The 20,974-nt window shown below is 43.2% G+C and carries 21 protein-coding genes; 19 read left to right on the top strand and 2 right to left on the bottom strand.

What is annotated here, in order from left to right:
- Window position 1: 1 nt before the first annotated feature.
- From flhB to EV690_RS10790, 15 genes are all read left to right on the top strand, one after another.
- Window positions 2-1,129, top strand: coding sequence for a flagellar biosynthesis protein FlhB (flhB, locus tag EV690_RS10860; protein ID WP_131913019.1), 1,128 nt, complete (start codon window positions 2-4; stop codon window positions 1,127-1,129).
- Window positions 1,130-1,275: 146 nt separating this feature from the next.
- Complete coding sequence (gene flhA / locus EV690_RS10855) at window positions 1,276-3,387, top strand: flagellar biosynthesis protein FlhA (protein WP_131913129.1); 2,112 nt, start codon at window positions 1,276-1,278, stop codon at window positions 3,385-3,387.
- A gap of 16 nt (window positions 3,388-3,403) precedes the next feature.
- Window positions 3,404-4,822: a flagellar biosynthesis protein FlhF gene (gene flhF / locus EV690_RS10850; protein WP_131913018.1), complete on the top strand. Its 1,419-nt coding sequence runs from the start codon at window positions 3,404-3,406 to the stop codon at window positions 4,820-4,822.
- A gap of 11 nt (window positions 4,823-4,833) precedes the next feature.
- Window positions 4,834-5,706: a MinD/ParA family ATP-binding protein gene (locus EV690_RS10845; protein WP_131913017.1), complete on the top strand. Its 873-nt coding sequence runs from the start codon at window positions 4,834-4,836 to the stop codon at window positions 5,704-5,706.
- 10 nt (window positions 5,707-5,716) lie between these two features.
- Window positions 5,717-6,442, top strand: a complete 726-nt coding sequence (locus tag EV690_RS10840) for an RNA polymerase sigma factor FliA (protein WP_131913016.1) — start codon at window positions 5,717-5,719, stop codon at window positions 6,440-6,442.
- Window positions 6,443-6,571: 129 nt separating this feature from the next.
- The gene (gene cheY, locus EV690_RS10835) at window positions 6,572-6,955 is read left to right on the top strand and encodes a chemotaxis response regulator CheY (RefSeq protein ID WP_131913015.1); all 384 of its coding nucleotides are present in this window, start codon (window positions 6,572-6,574) and stop codon (window positions 6,953-6,955) included.
- Between the two features lie 13 nt (window positions 6,956-6,968).
- A complete protein-coding gene (locus tag EV690_RS10830; RefSeq protein WP_396022824.1) occupies window positions 6,969-7,706 on the top strand; it encodes a protein phosphatase CheZ in 738 nt (245 codons plus the stop codon).
- Between the two features lie 11 nt (window positions 7,707-7,717).
- The gene (locus EV690_RS10825) at window positions 7,718-9,898 is read left to right on the top strand and encodes a chemotaxis protein CheA (protein ID WP_131913013.1); all 2,181 of its coding nucleotides are present in this window, start codon (window positions 7,718-7,720) and stop codon (window positions 9,896-9,898) included.
- Between the two features lie 23 nt (window positions 9,899-9,921).
- On the top strand, window positions 9,922-11,070 hold the full coding sequence (locus EV690_RS10820) for a protein-glutamate methylesterase/protein-glutamine glutaminase (protein ID WP_131913012.1): 1,149 nt from the start codon (window positions 9,922-9,924) through the stop codon (window positions 11,068-11,070).
- A gap of 1 nt (window position 11,071) precedes the next feature.
- Complete coding sequence (locus EV690_RS10815; protein WP_165872741.1) at window positions 11,072-11,809, top strand: flagellar motor protein; 738 nt, start codon at window positions 11,072-11,074, stop codon at window positions 11,807-11,809.
- Window positions 11,810-11,811: 2 nt separating this feature from the next.
- Entirely contained in the window at window positions 11,812-12,789 is a 978-nt protein-coding gene (locus tag EV690_RS10810; RefSeq protein WP_131913010.1) for an OmpA family protein, read from the top strand.
- A complete protein-coding gene (locus tag EV690_RS10805; protein ID WP_131913009.1) occupies window positions 12,786-13,568 on the top strand; it encodes a ParA family protein in 783 nt (260 codons plus the stop codon). Before EV690_RS10810 ends, EV690_RS10805 begins: the two co-directional genes overlap by 4 nt.
- Entirely contained in the window at window positions 13,565-14,455 is an 891-nt protein-coding gene (locus tag EV690_RS10800; RefSeq protein WP_224055006.1) for a chemotaxis protein CheW, read from the top strand. Before EV690_RS10805 ends, EV690_RS10800 begins: the two co-directional genes overlap by 4 nt.
- 103 nt (window positions 14,456-14,558) lie before the next feature.
- Window positions 14,559-15,047, top strand: coding sequence for a chemotaxis protein CheW (locus EV690_RS10795; protein WP_131913008.1), 489 nt, complete (start codon window positions 14,559-14,561; stop codon window positions 15,045-15,047).
- A 4-nt stretch (window positions 15,048-15,051) separates the two neighbouring features.
- On the top strand, window positions 15,052-15,471 hold the full coding sequence (locus EV690_RS10790) for a DUF2802 domain-containing protein (protein ID WP_131913007.1): 420 nt from the start codon (window positions 15,052-15,054) through the stop codon (window positions 15,469-15,471).
- A 43-nt stretch (window positions 15,472-15,514) separates the two neighbouring features.
- Here the strand turns inward: EV690_RS10790 and EV690_RS10785 are convergent, their stop codons facing one another.
- Window positions 15,515-15,817, bottom strand: a complete 303-nt coding sequence (locus EV690_RS10785) for an EscU/YscU/HrcU family type III secretion system export apparatus switch protein (protein WP_131913006.1) — start codon at window positions 15,815-15,817, stop codon at window positions 15,515-15,517.
- Complete coding sequence (locus tag EV690_RS10780; protein WP_131913005.1) at window positions 15,814-16,731, bottom strand: hypothetical protein; 918 nt, start codon at window positions 16,729-16,731, stop codon at window positions 15,814-15,816. The genes EV690_RS10785 and EV690_RS10780 overlap by 4 nt, the downstream gene beginning before the upstream one ends.
- A 411-nt stretch (window positions 16,732-17,142) precedes the next feature.
- Here EV690_RS10780 and EV690_RS10775 point away from each other — a divergent pair, with 411 nt between their 5' ends.
- The 4 genes from EV690_RS10775 (at window position 17,143) to cysD (ending at window position 20,974) form a co-directional block, all read left to right on the top strand.
- Window positions 17,143-17,967, top strand: coding sequence for an MlaA family lipoprotein (locus EV690_RS10775; protein ID WP_165872733.1), 825 nt, complete (start codon window positions 17,143-17,145; stop codon window positions 17,965-17,967).
- Window positions 17,968-18,140: 173 nt separating this feature from the next.
- Window positions 18,141-19,037 (top strand): hypothetical protein, encoded by an 897-nt coding sequence (locus tag EV690_RS10770; protein ID WP_165872732.1) that lies wholly within the window; start codon window positions 18,141-18,143, stop codon window positions 19,035-19,037.
- 108 nt (window positions 19,038-19,145) lie between these two features.
- The gene (rfaH, locus tag EV690_RS10765; RefSeq protein WP_131913002.1) at window positions 19,146-19,664 is read left to right on the top strand and encodes a transcription/translation regulatory transformer protein RfaH; all 519 of its coding nucleotides are present in this window, start codon (window positions 19,146-19,148) and stop codon (window positions 19,662-19,664) included.
- 389 nt (window positions 19,665-20,053) lie between these two features.
- Window positions 20,054-20,974, top strand: coding sequence for a sulfate adenylyltransferase subunit CysD (cysD, locus tag EV690_RS10760; RefSeq protein WP_131913001.1), 921 nt, complete (start codon window positions 20,054-20,056; stop codon window positions 20,972-20,974).

Genomic DNA, 20,974 nt, shown 5'->3' with positions numbered 1-20,974 from the left:
CATGGCTGAATCAGATCAGGAACGCACAGAACAACCCACCGAGAAACGCTTAAGTGAAGCGCGTGAAAAAGGGCAAATCGCCCGCTCTAAGGAGCTGGCAACGGCGCTGGTGTTGATTGGCTCTGCAGTTGCATTGATGTTGGTCGGAGGAGAGCTGGCAACGGCAATTGCTCTTGTGATGAAAACCTCTTTTTCACTGGATCGCGCGGAAGTTTTTGATCCGCATTTGATGCTCCATGGCATTGGCAGTATGTTGTTAATCTTGGTCAAGCCGATGGCGTGGATTATGGTCATTATTCTGATTGCTGGATTAATCGGCAATACGCTGTTAGGAGGCGTCGCCTTTAGCTGGCAAGCTGCAGCGCCTAAATTTAATCGATTGTCACCTTTATCTGGCTTTAAACGCATGTTTGGGATTCAGGCTGTGGTCGAGTTGGCTAAAGGGATTGCTAAAGTATTGGTTATTGCGTTGGCTGTATGGTGGATCTTTAAAGCTAAATTCGGCACCATGATGAACCTTTCAATGCAGACGCTTCCCGGATCCATCGATAATGCACTGCATTTGTTGCAGTGGTTATTCTTTTTGATGACTTTAAGTCTGTTACTGATTGCTGCGATTGATGTCCCGTTTCAGCGCTGGAATCACGTTAAACAGCTAAAAATGACTAAGCAAGAAATCAAGGACGAGCATAAAAACACCGAAGGTAATCCAGAAATTAAAGGGCGGATTCGTCGTTTGCAGATGGAGATGACAAATCGGCGGATGATGGCTGATGTACCTCAGGCAGATGTCGTCATTACTAACCCAACGCATTACTCAGTGGCACTTAAATATGACTCTGAACAGGCTGGCGCTCCTATTGTAGTGGCGAAAGGTGCTGATGTGATTGCATTTAAAATTCGTGAAATTGCCCAACATTACGAGATCCCAGTGTTAGAATCACCGGCGGTGACCCGTTCGCTTTATCATACGACTAAAGTTGGGGCTCAAATCCCCGATGGATTATTTGTGGCTGTGGCGCAAATTCTGGCTTATGTCTTTCAGCTTGAACAATTTAACAAAGGTCAAGCGAGTCGCCCTCGTAAACCATCGACTAACCTTCCCATCCCTGATGAATTGCAGTATTAATTCTAATTTATCATCATGATTTAAATAATAAAATTGTTTAACTAAATCATTTTACGGTATATTTAGTAAGGATTAGTACTGATTAGGCGCGATTTTTGCTTTTAGTTCCTTATCGAGTATTAGAACTGTCGGAAAATCGCCGCTTTATGGAATTACTTAACTCTCTTCAAAATTTTCGATTACGCGATATAACCAAGTTACAAGGCAAAGCTTTGCATGGTGTCGGAACGCCTTTATTAGTTCTAGCAGCATTGGCGATGGTGGTTTTGCCGATGCCTCCGATGATCTTGGATATGCTTTTTTCCTTCAACATCGCGTTATCGATGGTCATTCTATTAGTGGCTGTCTATACCAAGCGACCGTTAGATTTCGCTGCATTTCCAACAGTGTTGTTAGTGGCGACATTACTTCGTTTGGCTCTTAATGTGGCGTCGACTCGAGTAGTTTTACTCCATGGGCACAATGGACCCGGAGCTGCGGGGAAGGTAATTGAAGCATTTGGTTCGGTGGTGATTGGCGGTAATTATGCTGTGGGGTTGGTGGTCTTTTTAATCTTGATGATTATTAACTTCGTTGTGGTGACCAAAGGTGCTGGACGTATTTCAGAAGTAAGTGCTCGCTTTACATTGGATGCGATGCCCGGTAAACAAATGGCGATTGATGCGGACTTAAATGCTGGACTGATCGATCAAGAACAAGCTAAACAGCGTCGTCAGGACGTGACTTCTGAGGCTGATTTTTATGGTTCGATGGATGGGGCCAGTAAATTTGTCAAAGGCGATGCGATAGCGGGGATTCTGATTTTAACCATCAACATCGTCGGTGGGTTTATTATTGGGGTCGCTCAGCATGGATTAAGTTTCTCACAGGCTGCGCAAGTATACACATTGCTAACTATTGGTGATGGTCTGGTTGCCCAAATCCCATCGCTATTATTATCGATTGCAGCGGCCATTATTGTCACTCGGCAAAATACTGAACAGGATATGGGCGAAGCGGTTCAGTTGCAGATGCTGCAAAATCCACGGGTACTGATTATCGCGGCTATTATTTTGTCAATTATGGGAATAGTTCCTGGCATGCCACATATCGCTTTTTTAAGCTTTGCCCTATTATGTGCTGGTGGCGCATACTTGCGCTTGAAAGTGATGAAAAAACAGCAGGATGAAGCAGATAAAGCATCGGTTGAGGCCAGTCATTTGCCGTCAGCAGAGCCTAAAGAATTGGGTTGGGATGACGTGCAACCCGTTGATGTCATTGGTCTTGAAGTCGGGTATCGATTAATTCCTTTGGTTGATAAATCTCAGGGTGGAGAGTTGTTGTCACGTATTAAAGGGGTTCGTAAAAAACTTTCGCAAGAATTGGGCTTTTTGGTGCCAGCGGTGCATATTCGCGATAATCTCGATTTAGGTCCGAATCAATATCAGATCTCACTGATGGGAATCACCTTTGGTGAAGCGGATGTTTACCATGACCGCGAGATGGCCATTAACCCCGGACAGGTTTTCGGCGATGTAGAAGGCTTACCCACACATGACCCGGCATTTGGTTTAGAAGCTAAATGGATTAGTAGTGAAATTCGTGAACATGCCCAAACCCTTGGTTTTACTGTGGTAGACTCTGCAACCGTTGTAGCAACTCATTTGAGTCAGTTACTCACTAACCATGCTGCGCAATTGCTGGGCCATGAAGAAGTACAGAATCTATTAGATATGTTATCTAAATCATATCCTAAACTTGTTGAAGGACTTGTTCCAGATACATTGCCTTTATCGGTGGTAGTGAAAGTGCTGCAGAACTTACTTAATGAGGGGGTGCCCATTCGTGATATTCGAACGATTGTGCAAACACTGGTTGAATATGGGCCGAAGAGTCAGGACCATGAAGTTTTGACCGCAGCTTGCCGAATCGCCTTAAAACGAATGATTGTGCAAGAGTTAATTGGCTCAGAACAAGAACTGCCAGTTATTACTTTATCCCCAGATTTGGAACAAATATTGCATCAGTCTATGCAGGCGGCAGGGAATGAAGGGGCTGGGATTGAACCCGGCTTAGCTGAAAAATTACAGACATCATTGACCCAAGCTGCTCAGAATCAAGAATTAGTCGGTCAGCCAGCCATATTGCTGACGTCTGGCATATTAAGAGCTAGCCTGTCGCGATTTGTTAAAAATGCGATTCCAGGTCTTCGGGTGCTCTCTTATCAAGAAGTACCGGAAGAGAAACAGATTCGAATTGTCAGCTCTATTGGGCAATAGGCAGGAGAAGTAATCAGTGAAAATGAAACGGTTTTTTGCCAAAGACATGCGAAGTGCGCTGCTAGAAGTCAAGGAAACTTTAGGTAGCGACGCAGTCATCATGTCTAATAAAAAAGTGACGGGCGGCATTGAGATTGTTGCTGCCGTTGACTATGGGGTCGGTGAAGAAACGTTACCAGCTGAGAGAGAACTAGCGCAAGACAGTGTCAATATTTCGTCTGGGGCCGTAAAACAATCATCGCAAACGGCTGCTTATAAAAAGCAAAAGAATGATGTATTACAAGATTTTGACGAATCTGCTAGCTTAAAAGATAACTTAGCTAATTTTTTACGTCGTCAGCAGAAACATTTAAAAGAAGTCAAACCGAAGGAGTCTGAACCTCCGGAGCGTCCAATAACCAACCATCGACCAAAGACTCTAGCTGAACAGCAGCACTGGGAACACAGCCGTGGGCGTGCTGGTAATGAGTTTAAAAAATCAGCGAATCGTCGTAGTAATCCTCGTCCGCAGGGAGATGATCAAGCCAAAGCGATTGAAGAACTCAAAGCAGAAATGACATCCATGCGCAAATTGCTGGAGCATCAGGTATCTGGATTGATGTTTCAGGAAGTTGAGCGTGAAGAACCGATTCGGGCGATGATGATCAAAGAGCTGCAATCGTTAGGTTTTGCCGATGAGCTGGCGGATCAATTAGCCAGCTTAGTTCCAGAAAATTGCGTGCCTAGCGAAGCATGGCAGCAGATCCATGAACTGTTAGCCGCACAGGTTGAAACCAGTGATGACGATGTTCTTATCGAAGGTGGTGCTGTTGCGCTACTAGGACCTACGGGGGTTGGTAAGACCACCACCATTGCTAAATTGGCAGCCCGTTTTGCCAAACGTTATGGTAGTGAACAGGTGGCGATGATTACGACTGACACCTACCGTATTGGTGCGCATGAACAGCTAGCAACCTATGGTAAAATTATGGGGTGTCCAGTGCGGGTTGCACAAAATGAAGAAGAGTTATCAGAACTACTCTATCAGTTTCGTGAAAAACGGTTGGTTTTAATTGATACCGCAGGAATGAGCCAGCGAGATTTAAGACTCAATGAGCAGTTAGATGCGCTGGTCAAAAATAGTCGAGTGAATATTCATAATTATTTGGTGATGCCGGCGAACGCCCAGCGCCGAGTTATTGAAGAGACCGTTCAGCATTTCAGTCGTATTCCGTTAGCTGGAACTATTTTAACTAAACTTGATGAAAGTTTGTGTTTGGCTGAGGTGCTCAATGTTACGCTGACTCATGCGCTTCCAATTAGTTATATTACTAATGGTCAACGAGTGCCCGAAGATATCGCGGTGGCTGATGCCCATGAATTAGTTGCTCAAGCTCTTGAACCAGAATCAAATAGTAACGCGTATTATTGGCCAAGTGATTCTCGACAGATGTAGGCCCAACAAGCATGTACAATAATTATTTAACTCAGTTTAATCAGGCTAGTGGCTTAAAAATGATGCAAAAGAACAAAAAAGTGAAAGTCATTGCAGTAACTGGTGGCAAAGGTGGCGTTGGCAAAACTAACGTTACACTGAATATGGCCGTGGCCATGGCTGCGCAAGGTAAACGTGTGATGGTTCTGGATGCGGATTTAGGACTAGCGAATGTTGATGTCATGCTAGGGTTGCGGGTAACCCGTAATTTATCGCATGTATTGCGTGGAGAGTGTCAGCTGGAAGATATCCTCGTTGAAGGACCCAATGGCATCCTAATCGCACCTGCGACCTCTGGGACTCAATCGATGGTGGAGTTGTCTCAGACTGAACATGCAGGACTTATTCGAGCATTTAGCGAGCTAAAAACGCCGATAGATGTGTTGCTAGTGGATACTGCAGCTGGGATTTCGGAGATGGTGCTGAGTTTTTCTCGCGCTGCTCAGGATATTCTAGTTGTGGTTTGTGATGAGCCGACATCTATTACCGATGCTTATGCATTGATTAAGATTCTGTCTAATGAACATGGTTGTTATAAATTTAAAATTGTGGCGAATATGGTTCATAACCTGCGTGAAGGACAAGAGTTATATACCAAATTGACGCGAGTCACTGACCGTTTTCTTGATGCTACGCTAGAATTAGTAGCATGTATTCCATATGACAATAATGTTCGTCAGGCTGTTCGTAAGCAAAAAGTGATTGTAGATGGTTTTCCTAAGTCACCTGCTTCGTTAGCTTTTCGGTCTCTGGCGAGTAAGGCTGCTTCTTGGCCAATACCAGACCAGGCTCGAGGACATCTCGAATTCTTTATTGAAAGTCTGCTGAATACACCGGGCAGTTAGAGGGGGAGCCGTGAACAAAGCTTATGCATACAGCAGTATGGTCGCGGATGATACGGAGACTATTGTCGCTAAACATAGTTCGTTGGTTAAACGAATCGCGCATCACTTGATGGCTCGTTTGCCAGCCAGTGTGATTGTTGAGGATCTCATTCAGGCAGGGATGATTGGACTAATTGAGGCTGCTCGTAATTTTGACGGAAGCAAAGGTGCCAGTTTTGAAACCTATGCAGGGATCCGGATTCGGGGCGCTATGTTGGATGAAATTCGCCGTGGTGATTGGGTACCTCGCTCAGTTCACAAAAACAGCCGAATGATCAACGAAGCGATCGCCGCTGTTGAGCGTGAAAAAGGGCGTGATGCTAAAGATACTGAAGTTGCTGCTTATTTAGAAGTGTCGATTGGTGAATATCATGCCATGCTAAGTGATGTCAGCAGTGGTAAAATTTTAGGTATTGATGATTTAGGTGTCAGTGAAGATGTATTAAGTAATGAAGCTTCCAGAGCGCATAATCGCCCCTTTGAAGGGTTTGCCAATGAACGTTTTCAGCAGGCTTTAAGCGATTGCATTCATCATTTGCCAGAACGAGAAGCTCTCGTATTATCGCTTTATTATGACGAAGAACTAAATCTTAAAGAGATTGGTGAAGTGCTGAGTGTGTCTGAATCTCGGGTGAGCCAAATTCATAGTCAAGCATTGGCTCGATTAAAAGTTCGCATGCAAGATTGGACACAGTAGCTAGTTATAGACTAATAATTATGGGGTTGACTCTACTAAGATTAATTTGGGTAGGGCATAATTAGCCTCTAAGTATCAGTTCGTTAGCATTATCGTTAATGCATAATATATCCTGGTAGGAGGGATACTTTGGATAAAAATATGAAAATTCTGATTGTTGATGATTTTTCAACAATGAGAAGGATTATTAAGAATTTGCTTCGTGATCTGGGCTTTAACAATACCCATGAAGCCGATGACGGAAGTACCGCACTGCCAATGCTTAAAGGTGGAGATTTCGAGTTTGTTGTCACGGACTGGAACATGCCTGGGATGCAGGGGATTGATTTATTAAGAAATATCCGGGCAGATGATAGCTTGAAACATTTACCAGTTTTGATGGTCACCGCAGAAGCGAAGCGTGAGCAGATTATTGAGGCTGCTCAAGCAGGGGTAAATGGTTATATTGTTAAGCCATTTACAGCTGCGACTTTAAAAGAGAAACTCGATAAAATTTTCGAGCGGCTTCAGTAATATAGGATAGGTTATTGTGACGAATGAAGCACCACTGATTTCGCTGGATCAAGCAAAACAGTTGGTCGCTTTCCTGGAGCAGGGAGATGCGACCCAGGCCAATCTTATTGTAACTCAAGCTTGTGCAACTAATTCCGACGAGTTGTTTAAACGAGTGGGTGAGTTGACGCGTGAACTACACAATTCGCTGAACGATTTCAACGTCAATATGCGTATTAGTGAAATAGCTAGCCATGAGATGCCTGATGCTCGTGAGCGGCTTTCATATGTCATTGATATGACTAATAATGCTGCGAATAAGACGATGGATGCTGTGGAAGCGAGTTTGCCATTGGCTGACCGTTTAAATGATCAAATTGCAAATGTTATGCCTTCATGGCGCAATTTAATGGAACGTAATCTAAGCTTAGGAGAGTTTAAAACGCTTTGTCATCAATTGGATGAGTTCCTTTATAATTCAGCAATTGATGCCGATAAGCTCAGACAGATGTTAACGGATATTTTGATGGCACAGGACTTTCAGGATTTAACCGGCCAGATGATTACCAAAGTGATTGTCTTGGTTCAGGAAGTTGAAGGCCGATTAGTTGAGATGTTAACTCTGTTTGGAGGAGCTGCTTCCAAAGAGCCGACTTCAGTGCAGAAAACAGGTATTGAGGCTGAAGGGCCGATACATAACAAGGAAGCTAGAGAAGATGTTGTTCAATCACAGGATGATGTAGACGACTTATTATCCAGCTTAGGATTTTAACGGAGTGGTTCATGAGCTTTGATGTCGATGAAGAGATTTTGCAAGACTTTCTGATTGAAGCGTCAGAAATTCTTGAGCAATTATCTGAACAGTTGGTTGAATTGGAAAATTCACCCGATGACCGCGATCTCTTAAATGCGATTTTCCGCGGTTTCCATACTGTAAAAGGCGGTGCCGGATTTTTATCATTACATGAATTGGTCGATGCCTGCCATGGGGCAGAGAATGTTTTCGATAATTTACGTAATGGCGGACGGGCCGTAACGTCAGAATTAATGGATGTCATTTTAGAGGCATTGGATGCTATTAACGATATGTTTGCCTCTGTGCAAGCTCGAGAGCAACCCGCTCCAGCTTCACCAGAAATTCTTGAAAAGCTGCATCAGTTAAGCCAACCAGCAGGCGCTGAACCTGAACCTGAACCTGAACCTGAAGAATCGGCCTCCGAACCTGAAGTTGTCCAAGAGCCAGAATCTGCTCAGGAATCTTCAAGCGTGGATGACATTACTGATGACGAATTTGAACAATTACTCGATGAATTACATGGGGCTTCCGCCCATAAAGCTACTGATAAAAGCATACCTAAATCAGACGAAACGCCTAAAGTAACCGTTTCTTCAAACAGCGATAGTGATGAAATAACTGATGAAGAGTTTGAACGCTTGTTGGATGAGCTGCATGGCTCTGGTGGCCAAAGTATAAGTAAATCAGCTGATACAAAAGCGCCAGCGGCATCGACTGGCAATGGCGATGAAATTAATGATGATGAGTTTGAAAAATTACTCGATGAATTACATGGTTCAGGTAAAGCACCAGGTGATTCTGTACAAGTAAGCCAAACTAAATCGGTCCCGAGTGCGGCAAAACCGTCTAAGCCTCAAACTCCGCCGCCATCAGCAAAAAAAGCGGCTGCACCAGCTAAACAGCCAGCGTCGACATCAGGGCATGCGAGTGCGAAACCTGCAGAAGTGAAAGCAGAACAGGCTAAAGAACATCCACAAAAAGCGGCTGCTCATCCGCAAGGTGAAACGACCGTTCGTGTCGATACACGCACTCTTGATGATATTATGAACATGGTTGGCGAATTGGTTTTGGTTCGTAACCGACTGGTAAGCCTCGGCCTTAATAGCAACGATGAAGAGGTTTCTAAAGCAACCTCTAATCTTGATGTGGTGACGGCCGACTTGCAGGGTGCGGTGATGAAAACCCGGATGCAGCCAATTAAGAAAGTATTTGGTCGTTTCCCCCGAGTGGTCCGAGACTTAGCCCGCAGCTTGAAAAAAGATATTAATCTGGTGATGGTCGGTGAAGAAACCGACTTAGATAAAAACTTAGTTGAAGCACTGGCCGATCCATTAGTTCACTTGGTGCGTAATTCGGTCGACCATGGGATTGAAATGCCAGATGTCCGAGAAGCAGCAGGTAAACCTCGTACTGGGGTGATCACGCTTTCAGCTTCTCAAGAAGGTGACCACATTCTTTTGCAAATCGCTGATGATGGTGCCGGGATGGATCCGGAAAAACTTAAATCAATTGCGATTGAGCGGGGAGTGATGGATGCTGATGCTGCTGCTCGAATGAGCGATAATGAAGCGTATAACCTTATTTTTGCGCCTGGTTTTTCGACTAAAAAAGAAATTTCTGATATCTCCGGCCGTGGGGTCGGAATGGATGTAGTTAAAACTGGGATTACGAAATTAAATGGGCAGATTGACATCGATTCACATCAAGGTGTCGGGACGACTCTGCGAATTAAAGTGCCGTTAACACTGGCTATTTTGCCTACTCTGATGGTTTCAGTTGGTGAGCAGATCTTTGCCCTGCCATTGACCAGCGTGAATGAAATATTCCATCTAGATTTAACCAAAACAAATGTAGTTGATGGTCAGGAAACGGTAATTGTACGTGATAAGCCGATTCCATTGTTTTATTTGCAAAGCTGGTTGATTCGAAACCATCCCAAAGGCTCTAAACCTAAAGATGGGCATGTAGTTGTGGTTCAAGTCAATACACTCCAGGTTGGTTTTGTTGTGGATAGCTTGATTGGTCAGGAGGAAGTCGTGATTAAAGCCCTTGATCAATTACTGCATGGTACACCAGGAATGGCCGGGGCGACGATTACAAGTGATGGTCGAATTGCATTAATTTTAGATATTCCAAGTTTGCTTAAGCGTTATGCTCGGCGAATGTAAGATAAATGGATAAGTGAGATTGAATGACTGTTAAGGTTTTGGTAGTTGATGATTCGAGTTTTTTCCGTCGGCGTGTCAGTGAGATATTAAATGCTGAACCAACGTTAGAAGTAATTGGTGCAGCCAAAGATGGCCGAGAAGCAATCAATATGGTCATCAAACTGAAGCCTGATGTTGTGACGATGGACGTTGAAATGCCAGTATTGGATGGTATTTCAGCGGTTCGGGAAATCATGCAAAAATGTCCAACGCCCATCTTGATGTTTTCGTCTTTGACCCACGAAGGGGCTAAAGCGACATTAGATGCTTTAGACGCTGGGGCGTTGGATTTTATTCCGAAAAAATTTGAAGATATTGCCAAAAATCGGGATGAGGCGATTAAACTGCTTCAACAACGAGTGAAGGCGATTGCTAGACGCCGTTTTTTAATGCGTCGGAGTTCAGTTTCAAGCAATACTTCGACGCAAACGCCAGCGACTTCGGCTCGTTCTTCGAAGTTTACTTCTGCTACCCGCCCATCTACTCGATCTATTACTCGAAATGAAGCATCAGTGGCTCCAGCAGCGCCAGCTACGGTGGTGAAGCGTTCAGGTAAAAGTTATCGTATCGTTGTTATTGGCACCTCTACTGGCGGACCTGTCGCCCTGCAAAAAGTTTTAACAGAATTACCTGCTAACTTCCCGCATCCTATTTTGCTGATTCAGCATATGCCATCAACGTTTACAGCAGCATTTGCTGCACGCTTAGATTCGCTGTGTAAAATAAGCGTTAAAGAAGCGGCCGATGGCGATCAACTCCACCCAGGTTGTGCTTATTTAGCCCCAGGTGGAAAACAGATGATTGTGGAAAATCATAGTAATAATCGAATTCGGATCATGGATGTGGATGATCCCAAAATCAACTACAAACCCTGTGTTGATATCACGTTTGCATCAGTAGCGAAGGCGTTTAGTGATAAAGCGTTGGCGATTGTTCTGACGGGCATGGGGGCGGACGGTCGAGATGGTGCTCGGATGTTGCGTGAGTATGGCTCTACAGTTTGGGCTCAGGACGAACAGACCTGCGTTGTCTATGGGATGCCCCAAGCCATTGCTAAAGCTGGGTTAGCCCAGTTGCAGTTGCCGATCGATCGCTTTGCGCAAGCGATAGTCACGGAAGCTGGTCATGGATAAGCTGGCCATTTGCGGGCTGCTGCTAGCATTTGGTTCATTATTTTTCGGTCAGTGGTTAGGTGGCGGTAGTCTTGCGTTATTATTCAATGGGCATGCGTTTATCATCGTCCTCGGAGGGACGATCGGTGCAGTTATGTTGCAGTTCCCCTGGGCAGTTTTTAAAGGTGCTTTTAAACATCTTTCCTGGGTTTTGTTTCCGCCTGACTTTGACCTCCAACAGCTCGCTCATCAATTACATCACTGGAGTAATTTAGTTCGTAAAGAAGGCTTTCTAAGCCTTGAGGTTGAACTTGAGCAATTGGATGATGAGTTATGCTCTCAAGGACTCACATTGTTAATTGATGGGATTGAGGTCAATGTCCTTCAGGATGTTTTAGAGCAGTTAATGGATATGGAGCAGGAAAAATTAGAACGTTATGCCCGTATCTATGAGTCGATGGGGGGATATAGTCCGACGATGGGAATTCTCGGTGCTGTGCTTGGCCTTATCCAAGCCATGTCTTTTTTGGCTTCTCCAGAGCAACTAGGTAATGGCATTGCAGTTGCATTCGTTGCCACTATTTATGGTGTTGGTTTCGCTAACCTCGTTTTTTTACCTGTCTCTAACCGTCTGCGTCAAATATTCTATCGGTATAGTATTTATCAGGAAATGCTGATTGTCGGTTTGACATCCATTGCTGTTGGTGAAACTAGTTTAGCTTTAGAACGTCGTCTTGCTGTCTTTGTTAAAGGAGCGTAATTATGCGCCGCAGACGGTTGCATCATCAGCTTGAAAAACGTGAAGATACGCATCGCTGGCTGATCTCATATGCTGATTATATGACGTTAATGTTCGCCTTTTTTGTTGTGCTTTATGCTATGGCTGTGGTGAATAAAGGCCAATACCCAGTTTTTTTAGAAAAACTGAATCAGGCTGTGAAACATTTAAGCGCACAATCACAGCATCCTGTGACTCAAGATATTTTGCAATTTCCGGAACGTAAATTAATCGATCAGAATAATTCTCAGGCTATTGCTGGTCAGGGATCTGTTCAGTCTGCACAATCACATAATGAACCTAGTGTTTTAAACAATGAGAGTGAAGTTGAGCAGGTCACTCAAACGCATCAGGGTAAGGCTCTGGATGATATATACAGGCAATTACAGGCTGTGATTCAAGCCAATGGCCAAAAAAAATCGATTAAGTTAGATCGCCAGAAGAACTGGCTGACCATTAGCCTTGATAACCAACTTTTATTTGCCAGTGGTAGTGCAACTTTACTTGACCCAGCCCAACAGGTCTTGACGACAATAAGTCAAGTATTAACTAAGAATCAAAATTATATTCGTGTTCGAGGTTATACCGATGATCAGAAGCTTGATAGTGAGCTGTATCGTTCAAATTGGGAATTATCAGTGATTCGGGCAACAAATGTACTACATCGCTTAGTTCAATTAGGGGTCGCGCCACAGCGCTTAGCCGTAGAGGGCTTTGGCCAGTATTCTCCCCTTGTTGCCAATACCACAGCTGAGAATAGACGTGAAAATCGTCGAGTCGTGATCGCTATATCTCGTTTTGCATGGCAGCCGCCTGAAAAACAGAAAAGTACGTTGCAACAATCGACTAAGCTTAAAAATAAGCCTCAAGAAAGTCATGCTCAAGGCGATAGTAAAACTATATTAACGGTACCGCTGCCAGGAGGCGGGGTGCGCTATACGACAAGGCAGGATAAACAGTGATAGTCTGGACCGTAGCAAACCAAAAAGGTGGTGTTGGAAAAACCACCACGGTAGTGACTTTGGCAGGCCTGCTGGCTCAGCAGGGAAAAAAGGTATTGCTGGTTGATACTGATCCGCATGCTTCGCTGACGAGTTATTTAGGGTATGACTCGGATGCTCAGGAAAATAGTTTATATGAACTTTTTCGTTCTCGTGAAGGGCGTACCTATGAACAAGTCAATAAAACTATTTTACATACTGAGTTTGAAAATCTAGACCTCATTTGCGCGAGTATGGCCTTGGCGACTCTTGATAAGTCGCTAGGACAAAGTGAAGGGATGGGGTTGATTTTGAGTCGAATTTTGAATCAGGTCGAAAGTCAGTACGATTTTGCGCTGATTGATTGTCCGCCTGTCCTCGGTGTGATGATGGTGAACGCTCTGGCAGCCTGTCAACGTGTTTTGGTTCCGGTACAGACTGAGTTTCTAGCCTTAAAAGGGTTAGAACGAATGATTCGCACATTCCAGTTGATGCAGCGTTCTTGTCCCAATAAAATTCGTTACACCATCATCCCGACTATGTACGATAAACGAACGAAAGCATCATTAGTTGCTTTAAAAGAATTACAAGATAGTTATCAGGATCATGTTTGGAATTCGGTGATTCCGATCGATACGAAGTTTCGCGATGCTAGTGTCAGGCGCATGCCTCCTTCATTTCATATGAAAAAATGTCGTGGTGTGTTTGCATATGAAACCTTACTTCGCTATTTAGTTCGATTAGCGAAGGAGGCGGTATGAGTTTGAAAAATGACGAAGCATTGGCTGACTATTTTATGTCACTTTTTGCCGATACACCTGAAGAAAATGTGAAATCTGTGTCGGGGGGATTATCGACTCAAGCAGAAGAACAGACCTCTCAGCCGCTTTCATTGTCGTTGCAGGCCAGTGCTAAGGCTCGTGCGCCGGTGTCGTTGTCACAAGCTGTGGATGCACAAAAAGACTTATATCATCCGCGGGCAAAGCCTTTGGCTCAGCTTTTAGAACAAGCGAACGAGAGTCAGAATAAACCATTTGCTGAACCAAGTGTTGAACTGCCTGAAATTTTACCTGTTTTGCCTGAGGAATTAACCCCAACTGTTGAATCTGTTCAGCCTGAAGTGACTGAGCCAGAAATCGTTGAACAGAACCTGACTCAGGTCGAAGTCGAAACGCAAAGCGAGCCAGCCGAACCGCAATGGCACAATATAGATGTCGAGGCGGCATTTCAGGCATTATTTTTTGATGTGGCTGGAATTACTTATGCTGTACCATTGGCTGAATTAGGTGGTATTCATCGAATCACTGAGATCACTTCGTTGTTTGGTAAACCAAAATGGTTTGCTGGTATTATGGCTCAGCGAGAAGAAAAATTTAATGCAGTAGATATGGCTCGTTGGGTGATGCCTAATGAGCAGTGGGACTTAGATTATCAGTATCTTGTTATGCTTACCAATAGCGACTGGGGTTTGTGTTGTGAGCATTTAAAAGGGACTGAATGGTTAAATCAGGATGATGTTAAATGGCGCCAGTCACCAGGGAAACGGCCGTGGTTGGCAGGGATGATCAAAAAAAGAATGTGCGCCCTTATTCATGTCAGTGAATTAGTTAATTTGCTAGATAAGGGTGTGGATGTAGATGGGCGATAATCAATTTATTTGACTTGAAACTGGGAATATAAGCAAATTCGTTTTATAACTTAGTTAGAGTAATTGTTATGTACCTATGGGCACAGATAAAAGGAACGATGCGATGAGTGAACAAAGAAACGTTGCCGAAAACATTGCGGGCGATGAAGTATTGCAGTGGGTGACATTTCAATTGGAAAATGAAACCTATGGTATCAATGTCATGCAGGTTCAGGAGGTTCTTCGTTACAATGAAATAGCTCCGGTTCCTGGTGCCCCTGATTACGTTTTGGGCATTATTAACTTACGTGGTAATGTTGTGACAGTGATCGATACCCGTTCTCGTTTTGGTTTGCCACCTGCAGAGGTCACGGATAACACGCGGATTGTTATTATTGAAGCAGAGAAACAAGTTATTGGGATTTTGGTTGATAGTGTTGCTGAGGTGGTTTACCTGCGCAGCAGTGAAATTGACACAGCCCCGAATGTTGGTACTGAAGAAAGTGCCAAATTCATTCAGGGGGTTAGTAATCGTGATGGCCAATTGTTAATTCTGGTGGATCTGAATAAACTACTCTCTGATGAAGAGTGGGATGAGATAAGTTCTTTATAACTGGATGAATTGGATTAATTATATAGCCCCTGTAGTGGCGGTCGTTTGTGCTTTGGTTCTGATAAATTTAATTCGAATTTATCAGCGCAAAGTGGCCGTCCAGCAGCAAAAGTTATCGAGCTTCGAGCTTTTAACCAAGCGCGTCGTAAAAAGTAATGAGAGCTTAAATAAGCAGTTGGTTGAAATCCATGCTGCTAATTATGCTATGGCTCATCGTATAGCAGATCTTGAATCGATGGTTGAGCAGACCATGAACCGGCAGAATGAAATTGTTACACAAGATCCCGACAGTAAGCTCTATTCTCGTGCGGTAAAAATGGTTGAATTAGGCGCTGATATTGAGGAAGTAATGCGAGAATGTGAGTTGCCTCGTGCTGAAGCTCAATTATTGTATACTCTTCATGGCAAGCCTTTAACTAAATAGTTCGGGTATTTTTTTATATGCTTGGATAGCAATCCTAGAAAAGTTAGGCTTTATCATCAATGTGCTCATGGATATTGTTCCAGTGGTCGGGGAATTTTCCCTGTAGAACATAAGAAAAACTAATAAGCTCAGCGATGATGATGTAGAGCGATTGGGGAATTTGCTCATCTAGACTCAACTGATCCAGCATGGCTAGTAATTGCTTATCTTCATAGACCATAATTCCAACATTTTTTGCTGCTGCAATGATTTCTTCGGCTAACTGGTTATAACCTTTTGCAACCACTTTTGGGGCGTTTCTGCCATCGTATCCGAGTGCAACCGCTGCCTGTTCTTTTTCACTCATACTGTAATATCCAATAATCGGGATTGCTTGGGGACCAAGGTCTGTGGAACTAAACCGAGTTGGGCCCCTAGCGTCAGTTTATTCATGCCAAGCTCGCTGAGCCGTTCTTTTAAGGCTGATTGATAGCGATTTACTTTTTCTAGCCAGACCTGATCCGGACAATAGAATTCAATCGTTGTGTTTTGCTCATGATCTAACAGTATATCAGCCAGAATTCGGGTGTCTGATGCTACAGGTAATAGCATTTTTAGATGCCATTGGGGAGGAGTGTTGTGAGTTGCTGGACGCTGTTCTATTTTCGCTTCGACCTGATGCAAGTTACTATTGATTGGTAGCGGAACATTCAAAAAGATTGGCGGGGGGTTATTCTCTTGTTGCGATACACTTGCCAGTTGCGCATTCATCGCCTGTCCGGCTAGCTGTTTTAAAGACTCGCCAACCACCTTGCCCAGTTGGGCATCTTGGGTGAGCTCATTGATGAGCTGTTGGGGAATATTTTGCTGTTGCTTTAATAGCTGTGCGGCATTGGCCGAAAGCTGAGGGCTAATGAGTGCGCTTAATAACAAATTGAATGGACTTAGTAGGGGGCTTGATTGATTAGCTGATGCGTTCAGAGGACGAAATTGTAAAAGTTGTTCCAGTAGAGACTTACTCTGATTGGCGTGCAGCGGTTTTTCCCATTGCTTAAGCCAAGTAATCAGTTGACTTAATACAGCACTCGTAGCAGGGGATTGTGTATGCGGCAATTTTACTGCTTGAGATGACTCTAATAAGGTGTTTAAGAGGCTGAGCATTGAATTTGCCGGGGGGATTGCACTGGCTGAATGGACTGGACCAACAGTTGCTGTTTGTGCCACCTTTGGCGTTTGAGGGGCGACGGGCGGCGTGGGCACAGGTGGTGGAGTAACTTTCATAAAGCCCCTATATTTAACAGTTAGACTCGCAAAAGCTCATCATTGCTATGTTTAGTCTAGCAAGCTTTATTGATTGGCTACAATAGCGTTATTAGGGTGTGCTATGGCACTTATGGTTTTGTGTGGATTCATTGGTGTGTCCTGATGAACTTCTTAATTTTTGCGCAGATGGCTGTGATTTTCTCGGATTCTCAACGAGAGTGTGTATTTTGCCTTAAATAACATTGATGTTTCGTCGCGACAGACTCGTCGGCGATATCGAAATTCATGTATAATTATTTATAAGTTTAATTGGGTGTATGAAATAATCGCTGTGAAATGAGAATATATCTCATGTATGATACAGTTGTACAAGCGTATCTATGAACAGATGCCTAAATAATCGTTATAAAAATGACAAGGGTTGTGAGAGTGGCGAGAAATTTACTAATTCGGATGGTTTCCATTTTTGGGGTGATGGCGATGCTGGCAGGATGCTCTAGCACATCATCTCACCCAAGTAAGGATAGTCCATCAACTTCCCAGAAAAAAGAACAAGCGTCATTGCAGGTAAGCAATAGCTATCAGAATGATGATCCCTTGGAACCTTTTAACCGAGTTATGTGGGATTTTGACTATAATTACTTAGATAAACCTATTTATAGGCCTGTTGTTCATGCTTATGTCAATCATGTTCCCAGTGCTGGTCGCAGAAGTTTAAATAATTTTATGCAAAATTTGGAAGAACCAGCCAGTATGGTTAACAATTTATTACAGTTTAAATTTAAAGCTGCATTGGATAATTTCACCCGATTTGTCTTTAACAGTACCTTCGGCTTTTTGGGAGTCGTTGATGTGATGGGACGCGCGGGAGTGGATCGTAATTTGGTTGATTTTAGTGATGTGCTAGGACATTACGGAGTGGGTGATGGGCCATTTTTGATGCTTCCTGTTTTCGGGCCATCCACACCTCGTCAATTAACTGGTGATATTGTTGATCAGTTTTACTTCCCGTTCACCCAGTTCAACCTAGTCGAGAAAACAATTCGCTGGACAGTAAATGGGCTCAATCGTCGGGCATCGGTCATTGATCAAGAAGGTTTGGTTGATAATGCGTTAGACCCATATAGTTTTGTCAGAAATGCTTATATGCAGTATCGCCGTTATCGTTATTATGGTGGTAAGCCGCCGGAGCAAAAAGAACAGTCATTTGATGTCAGTAAGTATATGGATATGGATGAGAAAGGGAGTAATTAGATGTTAACAAAAGCTCATGTAGTCTAGCGTCACTTTTGATTAATAAATAAAAATAATTAATCTTAATGAGTAACAAGCAATTAAAATTAAGTGGTATCAGGATCTTAATCATTGATATAGATTTGGTTTTCGCCAAAAGGATGGAAACTTATTTCTGCTATCTTGGTGCATCTGTGACATTAATCAGTGATGGTTATCAGGTTGTGAGTGCCTGTGAATGTATGAGCCCAGATGTTGTGTTTACTGATTTTGATGCCAATGATGCAAGTAAAAAATTGCTCGCCTATCTAAGTGAAGGCCCATGGGCGTGTATTGCCATGTCTTTAAAAGGTGACATCAATTTGATTCGCAGCGCCCTGCAATTGGGGGCTGTCGATTTCTTGATAAAGGCTGGCTGTGAGTTTACTCAGATTGCTGACATAATTTTAAGTAGTATTCGTAAGCTTCCTCAGCTTAAAGAATACTACCAGCGAGCTGAACTCCAAGAACACTTCTCTTTTTTGAAAGAAAATGATCTGGCTGCCAGTCAGCTCTTTATGCGGATGTTGCCTGAGTCAGGCATTCAATTAGGCGATTACCTGTATATTTACCAGTTAAAGGGAAGTTCTCTTTTACCATTAGTTGCTAATCTCGACGAAACACATTGTGCGATTGTCGTGATCGATTTTGGTCTGTTAACCAGTGAAATGTCGATTGCAGCAGTCATTTTACACTCCTTATTACAAGATGCTTGGCGGGTTTATCAGCAATATGGGGACTCATTGGCGATTCAACCAGCTAAGTTGATGGATCAAATTAATACTGTTTTGCTCAATAGCCAGTTAAGCGAGCCGATTGGCATTTTTTACTGCGTGGTCAATAATCAGCAGATCCAGGCTGTCAATGCTGGCATCATTGATTTACCAGCACCTTTTCATCAGGCCGATATGGGCGTGGGAGTATTTCATGGTGCAACCTATCGGGTAAAGCGTCAGCAAGCCCATCCCCAAGGGCTTTGTTTATCGTTGGCTAATCAGCTTGGTGATCGTCTCAGTTTTAAACTTTGCCCTTTTAATGAATCGGATTTATGATCTTTTTTTATTTGGTTAAAATTGATGTTCTGAGCTCGACAGGTTTATGTTTGACATCAGCATAGAGCCTGATTATAAATGAGTGATAACAACATCAAAAAGGTTATTATGAGTGAATCATCTTCTTGGCATTTGTTGTATTGTAAAGCTAGAAACGAACATAGAGCCGCAACCCATTTAGCCAATCAGAATATTGTGAGTTTTTTCCCGGTGTTCTCCAGTGAGCGAATCATCCGTGGAAAGCGAACCATCGTTACTGAGCCTGTTTTCCCAAATTACCTGTTTATTGACTTGTGCCATGAACAGATTAGTTACACGACAATTCGTTCGACGCGAGGGGTTTCTGATTTTGTTCGCAAAGGCCAGACTCCTGTGACAGTTCCTAAAGAACTTGTTTATTATTTGATGGCTCGCTCTGATACTCCCGAGCTAAATCAACAAGTAGAAGCTAAATGTAGTTGTTTGCCGAAGGGAGGGGATAAAGTCGCTATCAAAGATGGCCCATATAAAGGGCTCGATGCGATTTATCAAAAACCCGATGGAGTAGAGCGCTCAATTTTACTGATTAAGTTGATTCAGCGGCAGGTCGAAATTACGGTAGATAATCGGGCTCTCCAATTCTTCTAGTTTTGCTACGATTTCAAACCAGTTTCCTTATTTAAGGAAACTGGTTTTTTGCATTTATCAGTTGCTACTTTTAATACCCTCATTAAAAGTTGATGAAATTTCTCTCAATAAAATATAATTAATTGTTCTAAGCAGAGCGCATAACTAAGCCGCATTGGAATAATGATTCTTGTATACTTTTTCCTATCGAATGTGAAATTCCTAAGTGGACTATTTAGTGATGAATCGCTTAAGCAGTAAAAGTGTTAATAATTATTATTTTTATTGTTACTTCTATTCTTTTATGCGTGCTTGCTTCATCTGTTCAACACATCCGATTTGATCCATAAGAACCCGCTAATTTTGTATTAAATGTATTTATCGCCTGACGATGGTGTGAGGAAGTAATCATGACTAAACAGTCGGTTTCCGCCGATCAGCTGACACACTTGAAAGCGCTAGAAGCTGAAAGTATCCAGATCATTCGTGAAGTTGCTGCTGAATTCGATAATCCGGTGATGCTCTATTCAATTGGTAAAGATTCGTCTGTGATGTTGCATTTAGCTCGTAAAGCTTTTTATCCAGGCAAAATTCCATTTCCTTTTTTACATGTTGATACCAACTGGAAATTTAAAGAGATGATCGCTTTTCGTGATCGCATCGCTAAAAAGCTTGAACTTAATCTGTTGGTTTATAAGAACCCTGACGGGTTAGCTATGGGGATGAACCCATTTACCTACGGTAGCGCAACTCATACAGATGTCATGAAGACGCAGGCATTAAAACAGGCTCTCAATAAATATAAATTTGATGCTGCTTTTGGTGGCGCTCGTCGTGATGAAGAAAAATCAAGGGCAAAAGAGCGCGTTTACTCATTTCGCGATAAAAACCATCGATGGGATCCAAAAAATCAGCGGCCTGAACTGTGGCATACCTATAACGCCAAGGTTAATCCGGGTGAAAGTATTCGAGTTTTTCCGTTATCTAACTGGACTGAGCTTGATATTTGGCAATATATCTATTTAGAAAATATTGAGATTGTTCCGTTGTATAAAGCTGCTGTCCGACCTGTTGTTGAGCGTGATGGGGCATTGATTATGGTTGATGATGAACGGATGCCAGCCGAGCCCAGTGAAATCGAGCACCGAATGGTTCGCTTTCGGACACTCGGGTGTTATCCGCTGACGGGGGCGGTTGAGTCTCACGCAACGACACTACCAGAAATAATTCAGGAAATGTTATTAGCTAAAACCTCTGAACGACAGGGGCGAGTGATTGATAAAGATAGCTCTGGCTCGATGGAGAAGAAAAAAATGGAAGGTTATTTCTAA

Origin of the sequence: Celerinatantimonas diazotrophica, from assembly GCF_004339545.1 — a bacterium.
GTDB lineage: Bacteria > Pseudomonadota > Gammaproteobacteria > Enterobacterales > Celerinatantimonadaceae > Celerinatantimonas > Celerinatantimonas diazotrophica.
The sequence above is the reverse complement of the archived record's forward strand: the minus strand, read 5'-3'. Positions and strand labels throughout refer to the sequence as shown.

What these genes read in the sequence shown, in the direction of transcription:
- flhB (WP_131913019.1), top strand. Translation starts at nt 2, where the DNA reads ATGGCTGAATCAGATCAGGAACGCACAGAACAACCCACCGAGAAACGC.
- flhA (WP_131913129.1), top strand. Translation starts at nt 1,276, where the DNA reads ATGGAATTACTTAACTCTCTTCAAAATTTTCGATTACGCGATATAACC.
- EV690_RS10845 (WP_131913017.1), top strand. Translation starts at nt 4,834, where the DNA reads ATGTACAATAATTATTTAACTCAGTTTAATCAGGCTAGTGGCTTAAAA.
- EV690_RS10825 (WP_131913013.1), top strand. Translation starts at nt 7,718, where the DNA reads ATGAGCTTTGATGTCGATGAAGAGATTTTGCAAGACTTTCTGATTGAA.
- EV690_RS10820 (WP_131913012.1), top strand. Translation starts at nt 9,922, where the DNA reads ATGACTGTTAAGGTTTTGGTAGTTGATGATTCGAGTTTTTTCCGTCGG.
- EV690_RS10810 (WP_131913010.1), top strand. Translation starts at nt 11,812, where the DNA reads ATGCGCCGCAGACGGTTGCATCATCAGCTTGAAAAACGTGAAGATACG.
- EV690_RS10800 (WP_224055006.1), top strand. Translation starts at nt 13,565, where the DNA reads ATGAGTTTGAAAAATGACGAAGCATTGGCTGACTATTTTATGTCACTT.
- EV690_RS10795 (WP_131913008.1), top strand. Translation starts at nt 14,559, where the DNA reads ATGAGTGAACAAAGAAACGTTGCCGAAAACATTGCGGGCGATGAAGTA.
- EV690_RS10790 (WP_131913007.1), top strand. Translation starts at nt 15,052, where the DNA reads ATGAATTGGATTAATTATATAGCCCCTGTAGTGGCGGTCGTTTGTGCT.
- EV690_RS10785 (WP_131913006.1), bottom strand. Translation starts at nt 15,817, where the DNA reads ATGAGTGAAAAAGAACAGGCAGCGGTTGCACTCGGATACGATGGCAGA.
- EV690_RS10780 (WP_131913005.1), bottom strand. Translation starts at nt 16,731, where the DNA reads ATGAAAGTTACTCCACCACCTGTGCCCACGCCGCCCGTCGCCCCTCAA.
- rfaH (WP_131913002.1), top strand. Translation starts at nt 19,146, where the DNA reads ATGAGTGAATCATCTTCTTGGCATTTGTTGTATTGTAAAGCTAGAAAC.
- cysD (WP_131913001.1), top strand. Translation starts at nt 20,054, where the DNA reads ATGACTAAACAGTCGGTTTCCGCCGATCAGCTGACACACTTGAAAGCG.